This window comes from Flammeovirga sp. EKP202 (assembly GCF_014534745.1).
Lineage (GTDB): Bacteria > Bacteroidota > Bacteroidia > Cytophagales > Flammeovirgaceae > Flammeovirga.
In genome coordinates this window covers 79,274-102,059 of the sequence record NZ_JACVVP010000005.1, presented here as the reverse complement: position 1 = coordinate 102,059, position 22,786 = coordinate 79,274, and the positions used below count along the sequence as shown (strand labels likewise).

At 34.6% G+C, this 22,786-nt stretch carries 10 protein-coding genes; 8 read left to right on the top strand and 2 right to left on the bottom strand.

Annotation, left to right across the window (positions count from 1 at the left end):
• Positions 1–58: 58 nt before the first annotated feature.
• Both IC221_RS04355 and IC221_RS04350 read right to left on the bottom strand, forming a co-directional pair.
• Positions 59–9,391 carry a choice-of-anchor D domain-containing protein gene (locus tag IC221_RS04355; protein WP_188167789.1) on the bottom strand — a complete coding sequence of 3,111 codons (9,333 nt, stop codon included), beginning with the start codon at positions 9,389–9,391 and terminating at the stop codon, positions 59–61.
• Positions 9,392–10,097: 706 nt separating this feature from the next.
• A complete protein-coding gene (locus tag IC221_RS04350) occupies positions 10,098–12,899 on the bottom strand; it encodes a hypothetical protein (protein WP_188167788.1) in 2,802 nt (933 codons plus the stop codon).
• Positions 12,900–13,657: 758 nt separating this feature from the next.
• Here IC221_RS04350 and IC221_RS04345 point away from each other — a divergent pair.
• From IC221_RS04345 to IC221_RS04310, 8 genes are all read left to right on the top strand, one after another.
• On the top strand, positions 13,658–13,954 hold the full coding sequence (locus IC221_RS04345) for a DUF2262 domain-containing protein (protein ID WP_367397759.1): 297 nt from the start codon (positions 13,658–13,660) through the stop codon (positions 13,952–13,954).
• A 50-nt stretch (positions 13,955–14,004) separates the two neighbouring features.
• Entirely contained in the window at positions 14,005–14,436 is a 432-nt protein-coding gene (locus IC221_RS04340) for a hypothetical protein (RefSeq protein WP_188167786.1), read from the top strand.
• 74 nt (positions 14,437–14,510) lie between these two features.
• The gene (locus tag IC221_RS04335; protein WP_188167785.1) at positions 14,511–15,050 is read left to right on the top strand and encodes a DUF4240 domain-containing protein; all 540 of its coding nucleotides are present in this window, start codon (positions 14,511–14,513) and stop codon (positions 15,048–15,050) included.
• A 15-nt stretch (positions 15,051–15,065) separates the two neighbouring features.
• On the top strand, positions 15,066–16,025 hold the full coding sequence (locus IC221_RS04330) for an ADP-ribosylglycohydrolase family protein (protein WP_188167784.1): 960 nt from the start codon (positions 15,066–15,068) through the stop codon (positions 16,023–16,025).
• Between the two features lie 768 nt (positions 16,026–16,793).
• Complete coding sequence (locus IC221_RS04325) at positions 16,794–20,156, top strand: two-component regulator propeller domain-containing protein (protein WP_188167783.1); 3,363 nt, start codon at positions 16,794–16,796, stop codon at positions 20,154–20,156.
• A 277-nt stretch (positions 20,157–20,433) separates the two neighbouring features.
• Positions 20,434–21,024 (top strand): NAD(P)H-dependent oxidoreductase, encoded by a 591-nt coding sequence (locus tag IC221_RS04320; RefSeq protein ID WP_188167782.1) that lies wholly within the window; start codon positions 20,434–20,436, stop codon positions 21,022–21,024.
• Positions 21,025–21,046: 22 nt separating this feature from the next.
• On the top strand, positions 21,047–21,721 hold the full coding sequence (locus tag IC221_RS04315; protein ID WP_188167781.1) for a hypothetical protein: 675 nt from the start codon (positions 21,047–21,049) through the stop codon (positions 21,719–21,721).
• A 266-nt stretch (positions 21,722–21,987) separates the two neighbouring features.
• Positions 21,988–22,755, top strand: a complete 768-nt coding sequence (locus tag IC221_RS04310) for a hypothetical protein (RefSeq protein ID WP_188167780.1) — start codon at positions 21,988–21,990, stop codon at positions 22,753–22,755.
• Positions 22,756–22,786: the final 31 nt, after the last annotated feature.

The window sequence follows — 22,786 nt, the reverse complement described above, 5'->3', positions numbered from 1 at the left end:
GTTAGCCTATAAGGTTCAAAATATTCCTCCCGTGAACTTTGCCACAGGAGGAATTGTTTTATGGTTTTACAACCAATCTGCTGATCACTTTATTCTGAGTTCTTAATACATACACTCCACTACTTAACCCTGATAGGTCAAATGTCTGTTTCATGGAATTGATTGTAAAGATTCTCACTTCCATCCCTTGTATTGAAATCAAACTTATTTTTTCTCCAATTAGACTCGCATTTGCAATTTCAATTGTGATGAAATCTTTGGCTGGATTTGGATAAACTTTCACATGTAGTAGCTCATCCTCAATACTTGTAGGGTCTTCTTTTTCATAAGGGTTCGTTAATACAAAGGCTCTAACTTTCACTTCCTTTCTTACCGCTCTTCCTTTGGCTGATTCAGAAGTACCATAAAGTGTCATGGTTGTTTCATATGCTAGATCCTCTGTAACTCTTGGTGTATAGATCATATTCAAGGTAAATGAATCTCCTATTTCTAGTATTTTAGAAGTCGTTGAAAAATCATGAACTAAGAAAAGAGAGTCATTATTGCTGATAACTATACTGTCAATCTGAATGGCCTCAAAGAAATCGTTTGAAATCACAACATCTGTATTGATACTGTCACCTGAGTAAAGCAGATCAAAGTTCAAGGTATCTCCTTCCACATTCATATAATCACCTGTCAAAGAAATTTCTAATGGAGCATCTGATAGGGCTTCTCCTTCTAATAGAATTGTATTAATCCCTGCTGTATAATTCGATACAACTGTCATACTCCCCGAATAAACATCTACTATAGTAGGATTAAATACTACTTCTAACATTACAGTATCTTCTGCATTGACAGTAAATGATGTCTCTTGACCAGAAACTAATTCAAATCCAAAAGGCATTTCAACAGCTGTCACATTTAGTGGGTCACTTCCTAGTTTATTCGTGATGTATATATTGCGAGTCACCAACGTTTCATTCAGAATATAATCACCAAACTGAACAGGATCACCTATTTGATAGTCTTCTGTATCAGCGAATAATTCTATCTTAATAAATTCAATACTATCGCTTGTAGCTCCTTTCACTACCACATTCACATTCTTATCATTTGATTCAATCGTGATGTTTGCGGTATAATTCACATCAGAAACAGTACCTGTATTAAAGATCACTTTCACTTGCTCTGTTTGTCCTGCTGCAATAGAGAATGGAGCTTCAAAGTCTACTTCAAATATACCCTCGGTATCATTGGCTATTGTGATATTTGAAATTACTAAATCTGCAGTACCATTATTTGCAATTGGCAAGAATAATTCATTTGCTGTATCATTTGATTTCCTTGTTCCAAAATCTAAGACTTCAACTACAGCAATTTCTGGTTTTGTGACTAGCAATACTGCCCCAATCGTAGGAGGATTTGTTCTCTGTCTACCTGCTATATCTACTGTAGGAACAAGAGTGTCATCAGCCAAACCAGCTTTTCCAAGTGCTGATCCTTTGGCATTGAAATAAGGTACTTTTGTTAGTGCATCATTATAAACGACCAATGAATTATCTTCATTAAGATCAAATCTGATTTCATCCGAAGAAAGTGTAAGGTTAGAATTCACTGTATTATCTGAAAGTTCACCCTGATCTACATAACCAAATGTATTCATGATGTTATGTGATATAACATTTACCTCAAGCGTCTTTTTATTGTTGATCAAAAGGTCATACTCAGGATTTTCATTTGAAGTAACTGAAGAGCCATTGTTTCCTACAAATAAGTTATTGGCAATATTTGCGATATATACATGACCATCTACTTCTCCTAATTTATTGGTAAGCAATGCTACAACTGCATTATTATTGATATTATCACCTGGATACCCATGATTTCTATCTTGATTGTATTTTTCGAAAGAAACTAGATCATCATTTATTGTTTTACAATTCACGAAAGTGTTGTTGACCATCGTAAACACATTCTTATTGTTAAGCGTACTACTTGTAATTCTTGATAATATAGAACCGATCACAATACCATTGTAAGTAGCTTCTTCAACAGTTCCTGACAACGGAGTGTAATCTTTAGTGATGTCTGAGAAGATGGAGTTCTTAATACTCATTTCTGTCATTTCTCCATAAATGATAGGACGCCCCACTTCATCTGCTTGCAATCCAGTTGCTTTCTCTACAAAACAACCATTCATCTCAAAACGATTTTCTTTGGTATTAAAGTGAATAATTGCTCCAGATCTTGAATGTATATTATAGATGTGGCATTGATTGAAGACTACTGTTTGATTTACACCATTGACGTATACAATACCGCCTTCTTTAGCAACATCCAAACTATGCGAACCAAAGTTCTTAAGAGTCAAATCTTGGAAAACTACTCTCATGCCTTCCGAGTCACCCCCAGATAAGTTCAAGAATCTACCATAGTCATTTTCTGTTGAATAGTCATCATCTATACCTATGGAAATTGAAGATACATCTGCTCCCAAACCTTTGATTATCAACTCAGCATTTTTCAGTTTAGGTGTAATACCACTACTCAAGGCTGTATGTCTTACATCATCAACAACATTGATTGTAAATACCTTTCCTTCTTTCTCTTCAATTGCGTTCATTACGTTGATAGCTTTTTCAAAAGTTAGAAAAGCTGTTCCTTCTGTAACACCATCATTAGAATCATCTCCAGAAGTACTAACGAAATAGGTATTTTCTTTTATCTCGCCTACAATGTTAGCAGCTATTGCAATTTCCTTTCTAATTTCACCTTTGGTAATCACTAATTGATTAGTGTAAGCTCCCAAAGTAACGTCTACAGGAGTAAAAGAAAATGGTAAACTAACGGTTTCGCCTGTTGCCACTAATAACCCTGCCTCACCAAGGTCAAATGTGATAAATTCAGCTTTTGATAATTCAAAATCTTCTTCAAAGAAAGTAATAGCTTCTTCCGAATTATTTGTAATCTCTAATGAAATCTCCTTTGTTGAGTTCAAAGAAACTGTCTGAAAATCAAGGTCTCCAACTATTCTCACAGGTGCCACTGTTGCTGTACCTGATAGTGCAATTGTATCTTGTTTACTATTGACCGCATTAGAAGCGACAAATAAAGTATCGATATAATCACCTTGTTCAGTTGGATCAAAAACGACCGTTACTTCTACAGTTCCATTGTTAGGACCTACTATAAATGAAGGGTAAGTCAATTCAATTTTATCCTCGATCATAAAACCATAAGGAGCAGCAACAGTGATATCTTCTACCGTCAATGGATCAATTCCATTATTTGTAAAGGTGATTACTGAAACAGGTGCTATTTTATCAACATCATGTTCTGGGAATTCAATTTTATCCGTACTCAAAGCTATTTGACGGTCACCTTCGACTTCTGCCTTCAGTACTACATTGTACTCACTCCCTGAAATTGCATCTGAAGTCATCGTAACCGTACCGTTATAGATGGCTGGAACTTCTCCAGTTGTCAATTGAACTTGTACTGTTTTACTTTCTTCAGGATCAATAGCTAAAGGAGCTTCAAAGTCTACTAAACTATAACCTACCCCCTCAATTGTCATGGCTGAAATAGTCAAAGTCATAGTACCGGCATTTGAAATAGTCAATTCTTTCACTATCGTTGATGATCTTTCTACAGTGGCAAAATCTAATGTTTCAGCTGCTATTTGAGGTCCTTGTGGGATATATTCATAAGCTCCAATACTCGGTGGACTTTTTCTTTCCTGCCCTGAAATATCAACATTGGGAACTAAAGTGGCCTCTGAATATCCCGCTACTGCAATTGCACTTCCTTCTAACTTATAATAAGGTACTTTTGTAGAGGCGTCATCATAAACTACTAATTCATTTTCATTCTCCACATCAAAATTGATTTCAGGAGAAGTGATGGTATAAGTAGCATCAATAGTATTGTCCGTTAAATTACCTTGATCAACATAACCAAATGAATTCATGATGTTATGTGATATAACATTTACTTCGATCGTCTTTTTATTATTGATCAAAAGATCATACTCTGGATTTTCATTTGATGAAGCAGAAGACCCATTGTTTCCTACAAATAAGTTGTTGGCAATATTGACTGTATACTTATGATTATCAAATTCTCCCAGTTTATTTGTCAGCAATGCTACAACTGAATTATTGTTGATAAAATCACCTGGGTAACCGTGGTTTTTATCTTCATTAAATTTGATAAATGATACTTGATCATCGTTAATCGTTTTACAGTTTACGAAAGTGTTATTGATCATCGTAAACTCTTTTTTGTAATCAACGATACCATTTGAAATTCTTGATAAAATAGATCCAATCACAATACCATTGTATGTGGCATCTTCTTCACTCCCAGACAATGGTGTATAATCTTTTGTTATGTCGGAGAAGATAGAATTCTTAATACTCATATCTGTCATTTCTCCATAAACAATTGGTCCACCAACCCCATTTGATTGTATTGCGGTTGCTTTTTCAACAAAACAGCCATTCATTTCAAAACGGTTTTCTTTGGTCTGAAAATGAACAATAGCACCTGATTTTGCATGTCCATTGTAAATATGACATTGGTTGAAAATCACTGTCTGATTCGCTCCATTGGCATAAACAACACCGCCATCTCTTTGTCCGTAAGATCCAAAGTTTTTAATCGTCAGATCTTCGAAGATGACTTTGATGCCTTCAGTAGTATTGCCTGATAAATCTAAGAATCTTCCGTAATCAGTTGTTATTGTATATTCAGCATCAAGCCCACCAGAAATAGAAGAAATATTTGCTCCTTCACCCTTCAAAACAATTGTAGAGTTTGATGCATTTGGACGAATACCAGCACCTCCGGTTGTGTAAAGAACATCCCCAATAACATTAATAGTAAATGTTTTTCCATACTTTTCTTCAAGCTCACCAATGAGTGTAAATACTTTCTCGAAGGATTTTAATGCTGTTCCTGATGTTAAGCCATCACTATCATCATTACCTGTTGCACTTACATAAAAATGATCTTCTTCAAACTTCTCAACTACTTCTGCTGTAATTTCAATTGCTTTAGAAAACTCATTTTTAGTAACTGTCAGCTTATTGGTATAAGTACCTAAAGGAAGGTCAACAGGAGCAAAAGTCAATGCTATGTCACCTGTACCATTCGCATCTATCACTAACCCTTCTTCTGGAAGATCTATTGTGATATAACTTGGCGTAGTTTCGAAAACAAAATCTTCAGCCATAAACGTAACAGGCTGATCGGTATTGTTGGTGAAGGTCAACGTTGTCGTTTTAGAAGTACCATCACCAATATAATTATAGTCTGTATCTCCACTCACTTGGAAAACAGGTACAATTGCTTTTCCTGAAAGGTTCAATGTGTTACTTGTCACCGTACTTGCATTGGAAGGGAAAGTTAGCGTTTCAGTAAAATCACCCTCTGCTTTTGGCTCAAAAGCAACCGTAATTTCTTTTGTTCCGCTATTTGCTAACACCTTAAAAGCAGGTAATGTTGTTACTACATTTCCTTCTACAACAAATCCAAAAGGTGCACTGACTGTAAGTTCATTTACCGATAAGTCATCCAGACCTTCATTTGTAAAAGTAATAACCGAAGTCACGGCAGAGGCATCTACTAAAGTGGTAGGGAAAACAACTGCAGAAGTACTCAATTCAATATGACGATCACCTTCTACTTCTCCAGTTACTGCTATTTCTAAAGGATTGATATTAATAGCATCTGAATTAATGGAAATTGTTCCTTCATAAACTTTTGCAGTCGGGCCTGTCACCAACTGTACTGTAACCGTTTCAGTGCTTCCAACAGCAATACTCAATGGAGCCTCAGCTGTAGGTGCATTTAAAATACTATACCCTTCACCTGTAATTTGTACAGCTGTAATGGATAGTGGTTGGTTTCCACTGTTCGTTATTTCCAATCCTTTCGTTACAGTTGCCGATCGGGCTAAATCTGTAAATTCTAAAGTCGAACCTGCAGTTATTTGCCCTCCTTGTGGAATATATTCATAAGCACCAATACTTGGTGGTGTTTGTCTTACTTGACCTGAAATATCAGTCAAAGGTACTAATACCGCATTAGTCAATCCTGCATGAACAATAGCACTACCTTCTAATTTGTAATAGGGAACTTTAGTGGATGCATCATTGTAAATCACCAACTCATCTTCGTTTTGAACATTAAAATTGATCTCGGAAGAAGTGACGGTGTAAGTAGCATCAATAGTGTTATCCGTTAAATTACCTTGATCAACATATCCGAATGAGTTTAGGATGTTATGTGATATAACATTTACTTCGATCGTCTTTTTATTATTGATCAAAAGATCATACTCTGGATTTTCATTTGAAGTTGCAGAAGCCCCATTGTTTCCTACAAATAAGTTGTTGGCAATATTGACTGTATACTTGTGATTATCAAACTCTCCCAGTTTATTTGTCAGTAATGCTACAACTGAATTATTGTTGATAAAATCACCAGGGTAACCATGGTTTCTATCCTCATTGTATTTTTCAAAAGAAACCAGATCATCATTGATTGTTTTACAATTCACGAAAGTATTATTGACCATCGTAAATTCTTTTTTCAAATTAAGAGTTGAACTTGAAATTCTTGATAAAATAGAACCAACAACGATACCGTTATAAATGGCTTCCTCAACTGATCCTGATAATGGCGTATAGTCTTTTGTGATATCTGAGAAAATGGAGTTTTTAATGCTCATATCAATCATTTCAGCATAAATAATAGGCTTACCTACTTCAGTATGTTGTAATGCTGTTGCTTTCTCTACAAAACAGCCATTCATTTCAAAACGGTTTTCTTTTGTTTGGAAATGAGCAATAGCTCCTGATCTTGAATGCACATTGTAAATATGACATTGGTTGAAGGTTACTGTTTGATTCACCCCATTTGCATAGATCAAACCGCCATCTCTAGTCAAATTGGAACCAAAGTTTTTAAGCGTAAGATCTTGGAAAATTACTTTGATACCTTCAGTATTATTACCGGTTAAGTCCAGCAATCTTCCGTAGTCATTGGTTACAGCATAATCAGCATCAAAGCCACCAGAAATTGAGGAAACATCTGCTCCACTACCTTTGAAAATAATAGTTGTATTTTTTGCTACAGGTCTAATTCCGTTTGCGGTGTAAGTAAATTGGTTATCACCAACCACATTGATAGTAAATGTTTTCCCACCTATTTCTTCGGTTTCATTGATTTTACCTAATGCTGCAGCGAAAGTTTTTAATGCCTGATTAGAAGATAAACCATCATTTGAATCATCACCTAAAGCACTAACATAAAATTCGTTTTCATTGCTATCTGTTGTCAATTCAGCACTCAGAGTCATAGAGGCGTCTACATCATTTTTTGATAGTGTGAAAGTTGTATTATATGACGTAGCAGCAGCAGTCGATGTGTTTAGTGTAAGTGTGATCTTTGCAGTATTTCCTGCTGTTACACTCAAGCCTTCTGCAGGGATGTTGTGTGAAATATAATTTGAATTAGAGAAAGAAGCATCTGTTCCTAAAAATATCAAATCTGTATTTCCAGTGTTCGAAACTGTAATCTCTGCAGTCTTCGTTTCACCAATCACAACTGTACCAAAATTGACATCATCACTTAATGTAAATGATGTCACTTGTAAAATACTTGCAACAGCATTTAATATCACTTTATTCGCACTTCCTTCTGTATCATCTGAAGTGATTGTCAACTCCTCACTGTAGTTATCCGCAACAGTAGGATTAAAAGTGATGACAACATTTTCACTCCCTCCTGCTTCTATCACTAATGGATTGATAAGGTCAACATCTAACTCAAATGGATTGGCCACAGCAATATCGGTAATCGTAAGCGCAGCAGTGCCAATGTTTTCAATCAGTAGCGTTTTATCAACTGTTTCTTGAGGATCGGCAATTGTTACCGTACCAAAATCAATTGGGTCTGTAGAAATCTTTAAAATTTTTGTAAGAACCACTGGAGCGGCTACATCAAAAGCGCCAATTCCAGGAGGATTAGCTCTTGTTGCACCCGTAATATCTGTTGTTGGTATTAAAGCGCCTGTTGCTCCTTTTCCACCAATCACTTCACCTGAGATCTCTAAATAAGGCATTCCATTTGCTCCTTGCTTTACAGTGTTATCTACCGTAAGTTCATCTGCTGTAAAACTTTCTTGTATAGTATTATTGGCTGATTGATCACCATTGTAACCCAACGCATTCATCACATTATTAGTAAACAGATCTAACGTAACCCAGGTATTGTTATTAATCATAATATCATCACCTGTTGTTCCGCTGAATACGTTATTTGCAATATTAATAGCTCCTATGTTGGTACCATTATTATTGTTTACCCCAAGAATCGCTACTGCCGAATTTCCAACTGAAATCACATCACCTGAGTAATTGTTATTAAAAGCCGTAAAATCACCAAGGTTATCGTTAACAGCTGTACAGTTCACAAAACTGTTATTGAGAAGTGTAACGGTTGATGCTACACCATTCTCCGCCATTTCAAATCCTAAAACGGTACCATTATATTCTGCTGCATTTTCATCTGCTGGTGTGTCACTTCCAAAAGCATGTACAGGAGTGTAATCTTTTGTAATAGTATTGAAAATGGAGTTTTGAATATTCATCACCCCCGTTTTCATATAAACAATTGGTTCAATTTCATTTCCCGATTGTAATACCGTGATGTTATTGACATACACTTTATCCATTATTATTTCACAACCTTTTTGGTTGAAAAATACCAATGCACCACTTCTTGCATGACCATTTTCAATATGGCAGTTCCTGAATGTGACTTTTGTATTTTCTTTATTACTCCATACTATACCACCTTTGGATACATTCTTATTTTTACCATCTAGTCCAAAATTTCTGATCGTCAGGTCTTCAAAAATTACAGTCCAGTTCACAGCATCATTCATATTCATGAATCTACCATGTTGGTTTGTTCGGCCATATTCAGCCTCACTTACTACTTTGTAAGGAGAAATAGTAGTTGTAGCAACATTATCACCCTTAAAAGTGATGGTCACATTTTCATTGTCTTTTATTGGTTTTTCGCCTGCTTGGTCATTAGAAAACTTTACAGCTCCACTAATATTTACCATATAAACTGCATTACTGTGTGTAATTGCATTATTAACATATAGGTCGAAAAACTTATGTACTGAAGCCAATGCCGTTTCTGCAGTCAGACCGTCATTATTATCACTTCCTGTTTCACTCACATAATACGTCCCTCCTTGACCATAACTCAAAAGAGAAGTAAAAGTGAAAACCAGAGCAATGGCCCACTCCTTATATAGAGTTCTTTTTTCTTTAGTAATGTTTCTTGTCATCTCATACATAATTTGCAATACGATATTACGCATCTGTTATAACATCATATAAGTAATAGTCATTCATTTGTGATATCATGCGATGATAATCTTTGATTCCAATATTCATTTATCATTGAAATTATTGATTGATTATGACTAGAAGAGGGTAATAATTCATGTACATTTAATAATTAAAAAATATCAACCTCTTTTGTTGATCATAAACACACTATGATTTCAAGGGGTAATTTGAGTATTTTTTATGCATCAACATTTCTGTAATAAGTATTATTACTTCTTTTTTCAACCTTTGAAAAAGAGAATACAATAAGAACTGAATATCAATTAGTTACAATCGGTATTTCTTTTTTCAATCACTCTTTAATTTTATGTTTTTCAATGCAAAAACACATTGAAAGGTCAAATTGAGGGCAAATATTAGAAAGATGTGTGCTAAATTTAAGAATACAGAAAACATAGGTTATACAGTTGAATAGTAAAGTACCAAGACAAAATTAGATAACACTAATTCATGTTATTTTTGGTTAGTACTTAGAAAAGTGAAAATTGTCTAGATTTAATATATTTTCACAAAGATAATCAATTCTTTTCGAAGTTTGAAAATATACCTTCACGTACCCGTATTATCTACTTTTAAAATTTAAAACCACCCATTACTTCTAGTAAAAAGTAAAAAAAAAGAGAGTAAACTTAATATGCAATTGCCTATCAAGCCACTCTCTTAACCAATCTAACTTTATTTTGTTGCCGCAGGATTTGGTAGTGTTTCTGTAGATGCTTGCACACCTATCTCCAACCAAATTTCATCAGATGATTTTGATGTCATACTGAATTTATCCAAAGAGGACGGTTTTAATTTTCCAAGATTGAGTGTTTGAATAGCATGCCAATACTCATCAAAAATTGTGAAAGTTCCATTAGCGTTTAATGTGAAGTTACTACCTGTTGGGATATCTTCCTTAATTTTGATGATCTGGTCACCAACCGTAATTTTTGGAGATTTTACTGTTTCCTCTATTTCACTTAACGCTTTTAAATCCTCGATGATAATATTAGCTTTTGTGTTTGCTGGAACATAGCCAAGACCCACACTAATGGAGGATACTTTCTCATATTTCATCATCTTTTTGGTTTTAGGACACCAACTCCAATTATTAAGCCTCCAACCCTGCTCTCCAGTTGGGATTTCTATCCATTTCTTTCCTTCAAAATCTATTGGAATAGCATAATCCCTAGCCAAGTGACCATCACCAATTCGTACAATTACTGTTGCACCACTTCCATCACCTGTCACATGTAAGCCAATACCTCTATGTTTTACCAAATCCGTTTTCTCAATCTTATATTCTTTCAAGGCTAGCAAAGCATATGACTCCTGAGCAGTATTATTTTCACGTATTAGATTGATTTTATCCTCTATTTTCATTAGTGGGAACAATTCAATATTGTGTTTTGATGATGGATTAAATTTAGGCAAGACTCTACCAATAATTCTCACCTGGTCAAAACCTGTTTTTATCTCTTTAGGAACAAAGAGTGATTCTTCAGTATTGAGTTGCGTATAGAACCTAGGTGTCACACATCCATGTTCTTGACCAATGAACCATTCGTGAGTATAATGTTTTGTACCAGTACTATACCATTTTCTAAATTGATCACCTTCAAGACTCCAAAGTGCCGTCCCCACTGGTTTATTACCTGACAAAGGAAGTTTCGCTTTATTAATTTTGCGTCTAACATCCATCTTCTCACGTTGTTCAGGTGACATCCCTAAAGATGCGTTTTTGTAGTTTGCTAAAGTCGTCAAAACCTCTTCGATATGACCGTTTTTTTCTAAATCTTCAATTGAAATTCCTTTTGTACCTCTTGCTAGTGAAAAAGTCCTACTGTTATTTATCAACTGATCTAAAAATTGATATTCAAGCTCTTCAATGCTAGGTGTGATTCGGGATGGGTTTCCTAAGAAATATCTCACCGCATCTTTGATCATATACTCACCACCAAATGCGTTTTTCACCCTATTAAATCTATACTCCAACCAAGCCTCAGGAGGTGTGCCATGACTTGTCACTGACCAAGTAGGATGGTCCAAATATTGGTAGGTTAATGCTGCAAACTTTTCAAATCCCCAAACACCTTTTGCCATATGCCAAGCAGCACCATCAAATGAAGCATTACTAAACTCCATCGTATTATTAATTTCAGACCATCTTTGAGCTACTTCGTCTAATAATTTTGAATTAACATCTGGTTCGAAAACATGTCCATAGCCTCTGATATAACCTGTAACTTCAGTTCCGGCGGGATAGCCATTGGCATCCGTTTCAAATTTCGCTCTTTTCAAGTCTGTCAATTCCCAAGTTCCATCACCTAAATCTTTGATTTCTTTAGCTTCCAACCATTCATTTCCAACTCTAAAAGTGGTGTATTTGAAATAACTCTGCATCACTGGGGGCGGTAAGGTTGGTCTTCCTTTTCCTTTAAAATGACTTGGAAGCACCACTCCTTCATTAGGAATAACAACTATCGATTTATCACTGCTTGATACTCCTTCTTTCAGTTTCATTTTTCCCCAATGTTCTACACCTTCGTTCACTTCCTTCACGCCAGAACAGTAATCTGAATCTGTATTATCCAAAGCACCGCTCATTCTATGACTTGCCAACCACATCCCATCTTCCTGCAACTCACTTTTAAATTCATAAAACTCTGCTAAACCATTCATATACATTCCTGTATTTACACCATCTACTGTTTTATCCTTCCATATATTTTGGTGTAAATAAAGCCCTTTGGCCTCCATCATTTCTGCATATTCTATGAAATCATAATGCTGATTAAAGTCTTGTGGTGCGATATTGATAAAAGAAACATCATAACAAGTTTCTATCCAATCCTCTAACCATTGTTCTGCTTTTGCTTTTGTCCACTCTCCTTTAACAGCAGGATGAGGCAACCCTTCATTCACCCAAATGTCTAACAAAACTTCATCTTCCTGTTCTCCATCCGTAAAAGGATATAAGGCAAATGCTCCTAAAGGATTAGAATCTGATGTTTCCCAAAGTGAACGTCTTTCAGCTTCTACCTTATTGCGTTTTCGGCGGTCCGTATACATCATATAATCCAAAGCTAAAGTCTGCACCCCTTGATTTTCTGTATTTAAATTGAAAAACAATCGTTCACCTTTCAACGGAAAGTTTTCTAACGCTGTAAAGGTTAGTGTAGTATAGTGTTTTTTAGGAGCAAAACGAACTATAATCTGCTCTTCCGACCCTGACATTGAAAAACGATATTCATTTAAAGCAACTTCTTCTACTTTGTCAAAATGCCGTTTGGTCTTATCCATTTCCAACAGATAAAAACCCATTGATTTCCCTGATTTTAATAACTCATTGCCGTCTGCATCTTTTACTGAAACTGGGTACGCTTCAGCATCAAACGTTAAAGTCAAAGCATCTCCTTTCACAATAGTCTGTTGCCCAAATAAGTACTGGCAAAAGAGGAATGTTATCAACCCTAATAATATTCTTTTTTTCATTTCAAATCTTTTAAGCTTTTCACCATCATTAAGCACTAAGACTAAAAAAATTGCTCGCTAAAATAATTGTAGAAAACAAGGCTCAGTGCTCGTCGATAACAAAACTGCAAAAAAGATTTTTGGGTTTAATTCCGATACTATTATTAGTTCTACTTTATTCAATCATTGAAAATGAGAAATATATAATCTTCTGATTAAGTGTATATTATATGATGTTCATCTTTTTTCAATCATTGGTTATTGGGGTTAGAATACTAGATCGAGTTAAATTTGAGAAAGATATTTATAAGCAAATAACTGTTTATCAAATACCATTTAATCTTATTCAAATTTTCTTCTTTTTACCTAATGCTATATTCACTCCACTACCTACTTTTAAAAACTTTTCTAAATCGATATGTAACTTCTAAATAAGTACTTGCGTGCAAGTAAGTCTTCTACTAAATTGAAAGAAAGTTTAAAAGACATGGGGTTATTTAGTAGATGGACGTTGTTTTTTGAAATGCTTTTTAGACGGAACGTAAGCAATAATTTCACAAATGGATATTATATTTTTTTACTTAAATAATGAAGTTCACAATTCAACTTTCATAGAGGTAATATCTGACTTATTAGAATATTCGAGTCACAAATGACTATAAAATTGCAGACAACTTTTTCTATTAAAAATGGAAACGATTTTGAGGTGAAAGTGTATACGAATCTCATTATTGATTGGGATGAAAAAACTATCGCACCCAAAATAGAAAAAATAAGAAATCGAGAACTTAAGCATAACTATAGTATGTAATAATGCTATAGACTGGGAAAGAAAATTGAAATCTAAGATATCGGAAGAACTTCTATCATTAAAAAACGAAAGTTGGCTTGACGAAAATGGATTGCCAATTACAGAAAGTGATTTTCTCTCACGAATATCCTTAGAAAACATAACAATTCATGAGGATGGTGAATTTGAAGCTTGGTTCAATGATGGAGACGCTTTTTGGGGACACTCAATTAATGTAAGAGCGAACATCAACGGAACAATTGATTATTGTGAAATTCAAGGCTAAAATATACCAAAACGAAATGGCAGTTAAGAACGAACCAAACTCCCAATTTTATGAATGAAAATCAGAAAAAACGATGGAGGGAAAGATGGTTAGCTTGTATCAACGAACTAACTTCATTCGAACTTCAGCAGAGATCTTGGCTTGACAAAACAAATACAAACCTTCATTGGTCATTCGTTGAGTTTATGTGTAGTTATTTTGATGATTTAGTCATTGATAATCGATACAAGTATCAATTACAGCATAAGTGGATAACGAAAACAGAGTTTTCAATAATTGAAAAATGGCATGATCAATTAGACAAATATGATACTCCTAATAATGATGATTACAATGCAGCTGAAATACTTAAAGACACAAAATGGCAAAGTATCGTAGAAAATGGCTATCATATGAAAATTGAATTGAGTAAAATTATAAGTGCTTCTGAAAGGCAAATATTAATGGAGAAAGTAGACTATTCTAAATTCTTATCATCTTAAAAATCAATTGACAAAACTGTAGCTGTAAAGTACAACTCACTTTAACAAAAACTTTTATAACATAATCAAACTACATGGATACTATCACAAATGATAAATTTTGGATGCTAATTGAAAATGCCATCCAAGTTTCTAATAATGACGAAATTTTAAAAGAAAAATATATAGTCGAAGAACTAGAAAAACTTTCATTAGAAGAAATCAAAAAATTTGAATTCGATTTTAGAAGATATATCATCCAAGCTGATGACTTTAAAATTATTGCAGCTCAGAAAATTATTGAAGACTTTGTATCAGATGATAGTTACTTATACTTTAGAAGTTGGCTAATTGGTCTTGGGAAAAATGCATTTTTTGAGATATTAAAGAACCCCGACTATTTAGTCCAATTTGTAGAAGAAAAAGGAGTTTATCATTGGGACGGATTAATGTATGTTACCACAGAAGCTTACTCTAATAAAACAGGAAAAGAGGAAGATGAAACTTTCCCAAGAGATACAGCAATTGATTTAGGATTGGATTACGATTTTGGTGCCCCCCCAACGAAAGGAAAAGATTGGACTATGGATGAGTTACCTTCTATGCTTCCTAAATTATGGGCAAAGTTAAACTAAAAGGTAAAATTAGATATGAAAACAATAGGTCTAAATCTACTATTAGGGGTGGCAGTTGGAGATGCACTGGGTGTGCCGTATGAATTCTCAGCGAGAGATAAAATGAAAAGAAACCCTGCCAAAGATATGATCGGGTACCAAACACATCAACAACCTCCTGGAACTTGGTCGGATGATAGTGCATTGACATTTTGCTTAGCGGAAACTTTGGTAGAAGGTTATAACCTAAAATCTCTGGCTCTAAAATTTATAAAATGGAAAAATGAATCGTATTGGACTGCCAGAAACAATGTTTTTGATATTGGAATGACGACCTCTATTGCTATTTCACGACTTGAAAAAATACTGGGAACAGGAAACGACCAAGCACTTTTTGAGCAAAAATACAATGCTGAAGAAAAAGACAATGGTAATGGTTCCTTGATGAGGATTTTACCTTTGATTTTTGTATTAAAAGGCAAAAATGACCATGAGAAATTTGAGCTTATTTGGGATAATTCAGCCCTTACTCATAGACATATTCGAGCTGCTATGAGCTGCTTTATCTACTTAAAATTTGCAGAAAAAATTGTTGAAGGTTTAGAAAAACAAGAAGCCTATCAAGAGACAAGGCAAGAGGTGCAAAGTTTTTGGGAATTCATCAATTTCCAAGAAGCGGAGAGAGTACATTTTAATAGAATTATTCAAAATGATATCAACATAGTGGCGGAAGAAACCATCATGACAGGTGGATACGTGATTGAATCTTTAGAATCAAGTTTTTGGTGTATTCTAAAAACCGATTCATTTGAAAAAGCAGTGTTAAAGGCGATCAATTTTGGACACGATACTGATACCACTGCTGCTATTACGGGTGGATTAGCAGGACTACTTTATGGAAGCAAAGCCATCCCTAACTATTGGATCGCTTCTTTGGCAAGGATGGAAGATATCTATGACCTTGGCGAAAAATTGGACAATCTATTCAATTCCTAAAAACAACCATCAAACAAATCTTTCACATTGTAAACTAAATTATCGTCAACTTTCAATCGGCCTTTCTGCAAGCATTTATAGGATCTACTTTCAAGCTTCTTGCCTCTTCGTTTTTGTCTTGAAACAAAAAGAAGCAAAAAATTCAAGGCTTAGAAGTCAAAAGCTAAATTCCATTTCTTTCGCCTAAATGATTTTAAACTCGCTGCGCTCAAACAGCAAAATCATTTTTAACGACTCAATACATGGAATTCTTAACGCTTTTCCCTTCAAGGCCGAGGGAGATACTACTAAATGATGATCTGATTACATGTCAAAAGGTAAAGGTTTTATAATAATCTTCTAAAATGCATTGCAACGTCCTCGCGAACCACAATACACTACCATTTACCCTTCATAAAAGTAATCATATTAACCAACGAAAACTTACTAAGTTTTCAGCGATTTATAGTTTTTAGAAATCAGGAGGTTTCTGTTGGTCTTTAGAACACAAATAACGCTTTGCTTAACATTTGTGTCATTAGAAATCAAATACTGAATATTTATTCACAAATGTTAAAACAAAGCAAATCAGAGGTAAAAAAAATAAAACACTGACAGATAACAACTTACAACATGTATCAATTCAGGTGATGTTAACCTTATAATAAGAAATACCAAACACATGTTAATTGAGGGCGATAAAAATAAGAATTACGAAAATCGACATCATTATTGTATAGATGAAAATACTTTTAAACTTTCATTTTTTGACCTTCTGTTAGCTACCTTATGAAAAATAGGATCGTAAGTATTTTTCTACTTTTATTCATTTTATCCACTTCTTTAAAAGCACAACTAAGGAATACCTCTCAGTTGTCACTTTCTCAATACACTATGAAAGTGTATACGGACAAAGATGGGTTTCCGAACAACGGTGCTTTATTTGTTAAACAGACTAATGATAAATACATCTGGATTGGAACGTACAACGGACTAATACAATTCGATGGGGTGCAGAAGACATTTTTTACACCTTCCAATACAAAAGGGATACAGGGTAGAGTTTTTCAAGCTCTACTTGAAGATAAAGATACTTTATGGGTCGGTACTCAAGGAGGTTTGAGTAAGGAAACCGATGGAAATTGGAGTTCTTTCCAAACACAAGATGGGCTGCCAAGTAACATCGTTGGTACGATCAGTAAAGATCAAGAAGGTAAAATTTGGGTAGGAACATCTAATGGATTAGCTTTTTATGCTCCTACGGAGAATAAATTTATCACTGAAGGTATAACTCCAGAATTACAGAATACGCATATTTCAACCATTTACTCAAGCAAGGATAATGTACTTTGGGTGGGTACAAATACAAAAGGCTTGTATGGAATAGCGGATAACAAATTAATCCACTTCAATAAGAGCAATTCAAAATTCACCTCAAATCAGATCAACACGGTTTTTAAATCTCCTACAGGTCAGCTTTGGGTAGGTACAAAAGAAGGATTGTTTTTTATAGATAGAAATGAAAAAGTACAGCCTTTCTCACTTCAAGACCAACTGCCAAACAAACATGTTACAGCACTTTACGAAGATCAGTTTGGTGCCTTATGGATTGGTACAGAATCGGGATTGTCTAAGTTTTTTGATGGCAATATCAGTCATATCGTCAAAAATGATAAGATCGATAAGCATATTGTGCTTGATATAACGGAAGATCATGAAGGAAGTATTTGGGTATCTACTTATCATTCGGGTATTTACCTATTAAATCGCGGAAAGTTTATCACTTACCAAGAAGAACAAGGGGTGATTGATGATGTGATTTACTCTATCAGAAAAGGACATCATGAAGGGGAGTTTATTGTGGGTACTGATGAGGGAATTAGTATTTATAAAGATGGAGATTTCTTCACACACCGTATCACCAAGCACTTGATTACTCCAGTGGTGAAAGACGCATTTGTAGATAGCAAAGGTGTGATGTGGGTTTGCTCCAAAAAGGGATTAATCAAAAGTACTGATGAAGGACATACTACCACGGTGCTTACAACGGCAAGCGGTTTATCGAATGATTATGCTCGTCAGGTGCTGGAAGACCATCAAAATAATATTTGGGTTGGTACAGCCAATGGCTTAAATGTGATTCACCCCGATGGTTCCATTGAGAAATTCTTTATGAAAGATGGTTTGATTGACAATTTTATTTTGTCGATGTACGAAGACAGTCAAAACCAATTGTGGATATGTACTCGTGAAGGAATAACGACTTATAAAGAAAGGAAGTTTGAAAACTTTATGCAGAAGAATAATTTGAAAAATCAAATTGTATTTAAAGTTTACGAAGATAAAGAGGGGACGATTTGGTACGGAACAAACAATGGTATTTACTGCTACAAAGACGGCAGTGTATTTGAATTTGGGAATAAAGTAATTGGTATAGCTAATACCGTTTTTGATTTAGTTGAAGACAAGAACCAAACGTTTTGGGTGACATGTAATAATGGTATTTACACAGTTTCTAAGCGTGATTTATTGGCTATTCGTTCTGGAGAAAAAGAAAATACGGAAATTAAATTATACAACCACAACGATGGTTTAGCTTCAAATGATGCCACTGCCAATGGTGTTTCATTAAAAAGAGAAAATGGCGAAATCTGGTTTCCAACGTTAGGAGGTATTGTTGTGGTGAATCCAGAAAACTTATACGTGAACCCCTTCCCTCCAAATGTATTGATCAATGAGGTCTACATTAATAACGAAGAACAAGATTTCAAGAAATCAAATGAGGTGACTATTCCTGCAGGAAATGAACGTCTTGAAATTAAATTTACAGGTTTAAGTTTTATCGCTCCTGATATTGTAGCTTTCAAATACAAGTTGACAGATTATGATGAGGAGTGGATTGATAACCGTTCCTCTAGAAAAGCATTTTATACCAACATTCCTCCAGGTGAATATCAGTTTGAGGTGATCTCTTGTAACAATGATCAAGTGTGGAGCACAAACTCTGCAAAAGTGACCATTATCAAACTTCCTTTCTGGTATGAGCGTCCTATTGTTCAACTTCTTATTTTACTGGGCTTAATTGCATTGGTGGCATTAGGGTATAGAGTGAGAGTAAAACAATTACAAGTACAACAATTAGAACTAGAACAGAAAGTAGAAGAAAGAACGCTTGAGATTAAAACACAGGCAGACGAAATTCAACAACAGGCAGAAGAGTTACAGCAACAAGCAGAAGAGCTGGAAATTCAAAGAGATCACTTGTCTGAAACAAACTTGATCATCTCTGAAAGAAATCAAGCACTTTACGATAAAAATGAAGAGGTTTCTAAACTGATAGAACAGGTTCAGGCAGCCAACTTAGATATCACAAGAAAGAATAAAAAGGTGACAGATAGTATTCGTTATGCGGAGACGATGCAACAAGCCATCTTACCGGAAAAAGATCTTATTTATTCTAATTTCAGCGACTTCTTCGCAATTTACCAGCCCAAAGATATTGTATCAGGTGATTTCTATTGGATCAGTAAAAAGGCAGGAGATACATTATTTGTCGCTTGTGTGGATTGTACAGGACACGGCGTGCCAGGTGCATTGATGTCGATGATCGGTACCAACTTGCTTTCAAAAATTGTCAACGAAAACAATATTCACGAACCAGATTTGATTTTAAAAGAGTTGGACTTAGGTATTAAGTCGGCCTTAAAACAAGAAAAATCAAACAACAAAGACGGTATGGATTTATCTGTAATGCGTATTGATCCTTTCGTTGATGGAAAAAGTAAATTGCATTTCTCAGGGGCAAAAAGCTTTATTTTCTATTTCAATAGAGAAAAAGGTGTGCTAGAGAAAATCAATGGTAACCGTATTGCGATTGGAGGAATCCGTAAGAAGAAAGTAGAAAAGAGCTTTGATATTCATACAAGAACTATCGAAAAAGGCGATAGAGTCTTCTTGATGACAGACGGCTACATTGATCAATGTAACGACGAGAGAAAGAAATTTGGTTCTACTCAATTAACCGCTCTTCTTGAACAAACCGTAGGTCAGTCATTGACTTATCAGCATAATGCTTTAATCGATAGCATGAAAGAGTATCAAGGTCAAACTGAACAAAGAGATGACATTACAATTTTAGGTATTGAGTTCTAAGCAATTCATTTCGTCATCGAAAGTCATAAAAAATGGATATCCTTTTCACTACAGGGTATCCATTTTTTTTACCTGAATCACATTCATCATTTTCAAAAAGCATTTATTTTATGTTGTTCAGAATTTAATTATCTTCATTCATCACTTACAGCAGACTAATCAACAAGCAAAATTATTAAAATGAGCAAGTGACTTTGGTGTACCTGTAAGAATTTCTCGACTATTGGCATCGGTCAAAAATGAGAAACTAATAAAGAACTACTTGAATTGAAATCATATGAATGTATTTATCGTTTATGCTCACCCAAGCAAAAAATCGTTTACATATCAGGTATTAAAGCAGTTAATTGAAGGTTTAAAAGAAGCTAAACATAGCATCGAAATATCTGACCTTTATGAAATGGACTTTATTTCCGACATGTCTGAAGAAGAATATGAACGCGAAGGTTTCGGAAGAAAAGACATGCCAATTCCTAATGATGTAAAAATTGAACATGAAAAAATTGAAAGAGCTGACGCCATTATTTTTTTATATCCGCTTTGGTGGAGTGATGTTCCTGCAAAACTGAAGGGTTGGTTTGATCGAGTTTATACCGTTGGCTATGCTTATGGTTACGATTCGAATAGAAATAAAATCAGGAAAATGAAGCAAATTGATAAGGGACTATCAATATGTACAGCAGGGCATCCGAATGAATACCTAGAGAAAATTGGAATCGCCCAAAGTATAAGAAACATTATGCTAGACGACCGTCTTGGTGGAAGATTCAAAGAAAAGCAACAAATAATATTAGGGGGAACCTTAGACCCCGAAAAAGTAAAGGAAAATCATTTAGAAAGAGCTTTTAGTATTGGTAAAACGCTTTAGTGTAATTTAATAAAATAAAAATATGGCCCTATCAACAAGAGCTACCAAATATCTTCAATCTTTAGATAGAAACTTAGAGTGGACCTCAAATGAGGATCAAACAAAAGCATATTTGGAAAAGCAGAATATCCACCCTTTTGAAGAGTTCCTAAAATATCAAACACTTTATTCAGGGTATAAACTAACAATCCAAGATCAACCACTAAAATCGTTTTCTGTATCTCTATTTTCTAGAGATCAAATCATAAATAATGAGCCTCTAGATTTAGAAAAAGTTGGGGATAAGTTTATAGAAATTTGCGGTGAACATATGACGGCTCAATTCACCTTTTTTATTACCGATAGAGGTGAAATATGTACATTAGATGATAACGGTTTCCCAAATATTCTGCATAGTTCATTCGAAAAAATGCTTGAAGAATATGCTTTTAAAAATGAAATTTATGATTGGCCTTCAAACCCCTACTATTTTACCATCAAGAGTTTAGAAGGTTTGATGAAAATAATGAATGACGAATTTCAAATAATACCAGAGTGCTCTGACGAATATTGTACATGGTGGAAAAACGACGAGCTAATTGCCGTCAAAGGAAGAACATTAGATGGGCCTGCCTCGTATTTTCACGTCTATGGATTGACGAGAAATCAATGCGATGGTTTAATAGAAAAGTTAAAAGACCAAGGAATACTAAAGTAAAATTACTTACCATGTTTCAAGTGTTAAGCGTTAGCGTCACTTGGAACTATTTATTGTCTCCCGACTTCGAATATATATCACATTCTCATTCATTTCGAAGTCGGGAGACTTCGCCAATGTATCATCACAAGTGACGCCTATCGGCTTAACACTTGCGATATAAAAATGAGAAGATTACTTGCTCATCTTTTTCAAAAAATCAAAAAAGGATGTAACTTCATTTGTGGCAAACAGATCTTTAACAAAACAGAAGCAAACAAATAAAAATGAAGTTTTACTCTTTACTTTTCCTCTTTTTTTTAGTCTTTCAGTGGTCATATGCTCAAAATGTTATAAGAGAAAACCAAAGTCATCCAACAAGTTCTGATAGTACTACTCAGTATGATCCAGACTATTTTGTATTAGGCACATTAAGTGATTATATGGGGCGCTTTCAGTATGTAGACAGGCAAAAGCAAATAGATAAATATTACCCTTATGAAAAACCATTGGTTGAGTTTTTAACACAATACATCAAAGAAGAAAGAAATATTACGGTAGACACTGTTTTTCTATCATCAAATCATAGCAATATGTTTTCGGAAGAACTTTCTAAAACAATGAATAGTTTTTATGATGATAAAGACCAGCTGATAAGGAGTAAGTTTAAAACCAACAAACAGATCTATTCATTTTTGGCAGGAGTATATTATCGTTACGGCAAAAAAATTGATGATTCTATCTATAAAATTCAATTAGCAAATTCGCCAAAACATCAAGATTGTTATGAATTCCTGAAGCTAGTCAAGTGTGAAAAGGTATTCTATAAGTTTTTAAATAATATACCTGCTCAATACATCTTATATTTTGAACCCACAAAGGAGTTAAAAATGTATCTAGACTTGATTGAACCGGAAAGAATAATTCTACAAAAATCTTATCATGCTCAAATTGGAGAGCTCATGAAAGGTCATATGACCGAAGAAGAATTAGAACTGGATTATCAGAAATCAATGGAAAGTGAAGCTAAAAAATTAAAAAATGTATTTGAATAAAAAGGACATAATTCCCCTCATAATTCATGAT

Bases quoted from the DNA above. Each gene is read 5' to 3' on its own strand.
- IC221_RS04355 (WP_188167789.1), bottom strand. From the start codon at position 9,391: ATGCGTAATATCGTATTGCAAATTATGTATGAGATGACAAGAAACATT.
- IC221_RS04350 (WP_188167788.1), bottom strand. From the start codon at position 12,899: ATGAAAAAAAGAATATTATTAGGGTTGATAACATTCCTCTTTTGCCAG.
- IC221_RS04340 (WP_188167786.1), top strand. From the start codon at position 14,005: ATGAATGAAAATCAGAAAAAACGATGGAGGGAAAGATGGTTAGCTTGT.
- IC221_RS04335 (WP_188167785.1), top strand. From the start codon at position 14,511: ATGGATACTATCACAAATGATAAATTTTGGATGCTAATTGAAAATGCC.
- IC221_RS04330 (WP_188167784.1), top strand. From the start codon at position 15,066: ATGAAAACAATAGGTCTAAATCTACTATTAGGGGTGGCAGTTGGAGAT.
- IC221_RS04325 (WP_188167783.1), top strand. From the start codon at position 16,794: ATGAAAAATAGGATCGTAAGTATTTTTCTACTTTTATTCATTTTATCC.
- IC221_RS04320 (WP_188167782.1), top strand. From the start codon at position 20,434: ATGAATGTATTTATCGTTTATGCTCACCCAAGCAAAAAATCGTTTACA.
- IC221_RS04315 (WP_188167781.1), top strand. From the start codon at position 21,047: ATGGCCCTATCAACAAGAGCTACCAAATATCTTCAATCTTTAGATAGA.
- IC221_RS04310 (WP_188167780.1), top strand. From the start codon at position 21,988: ATGAAGTTTTACTCTTTACTTTTCCTCTTTTTTTTAGTCTTTCAGTGG.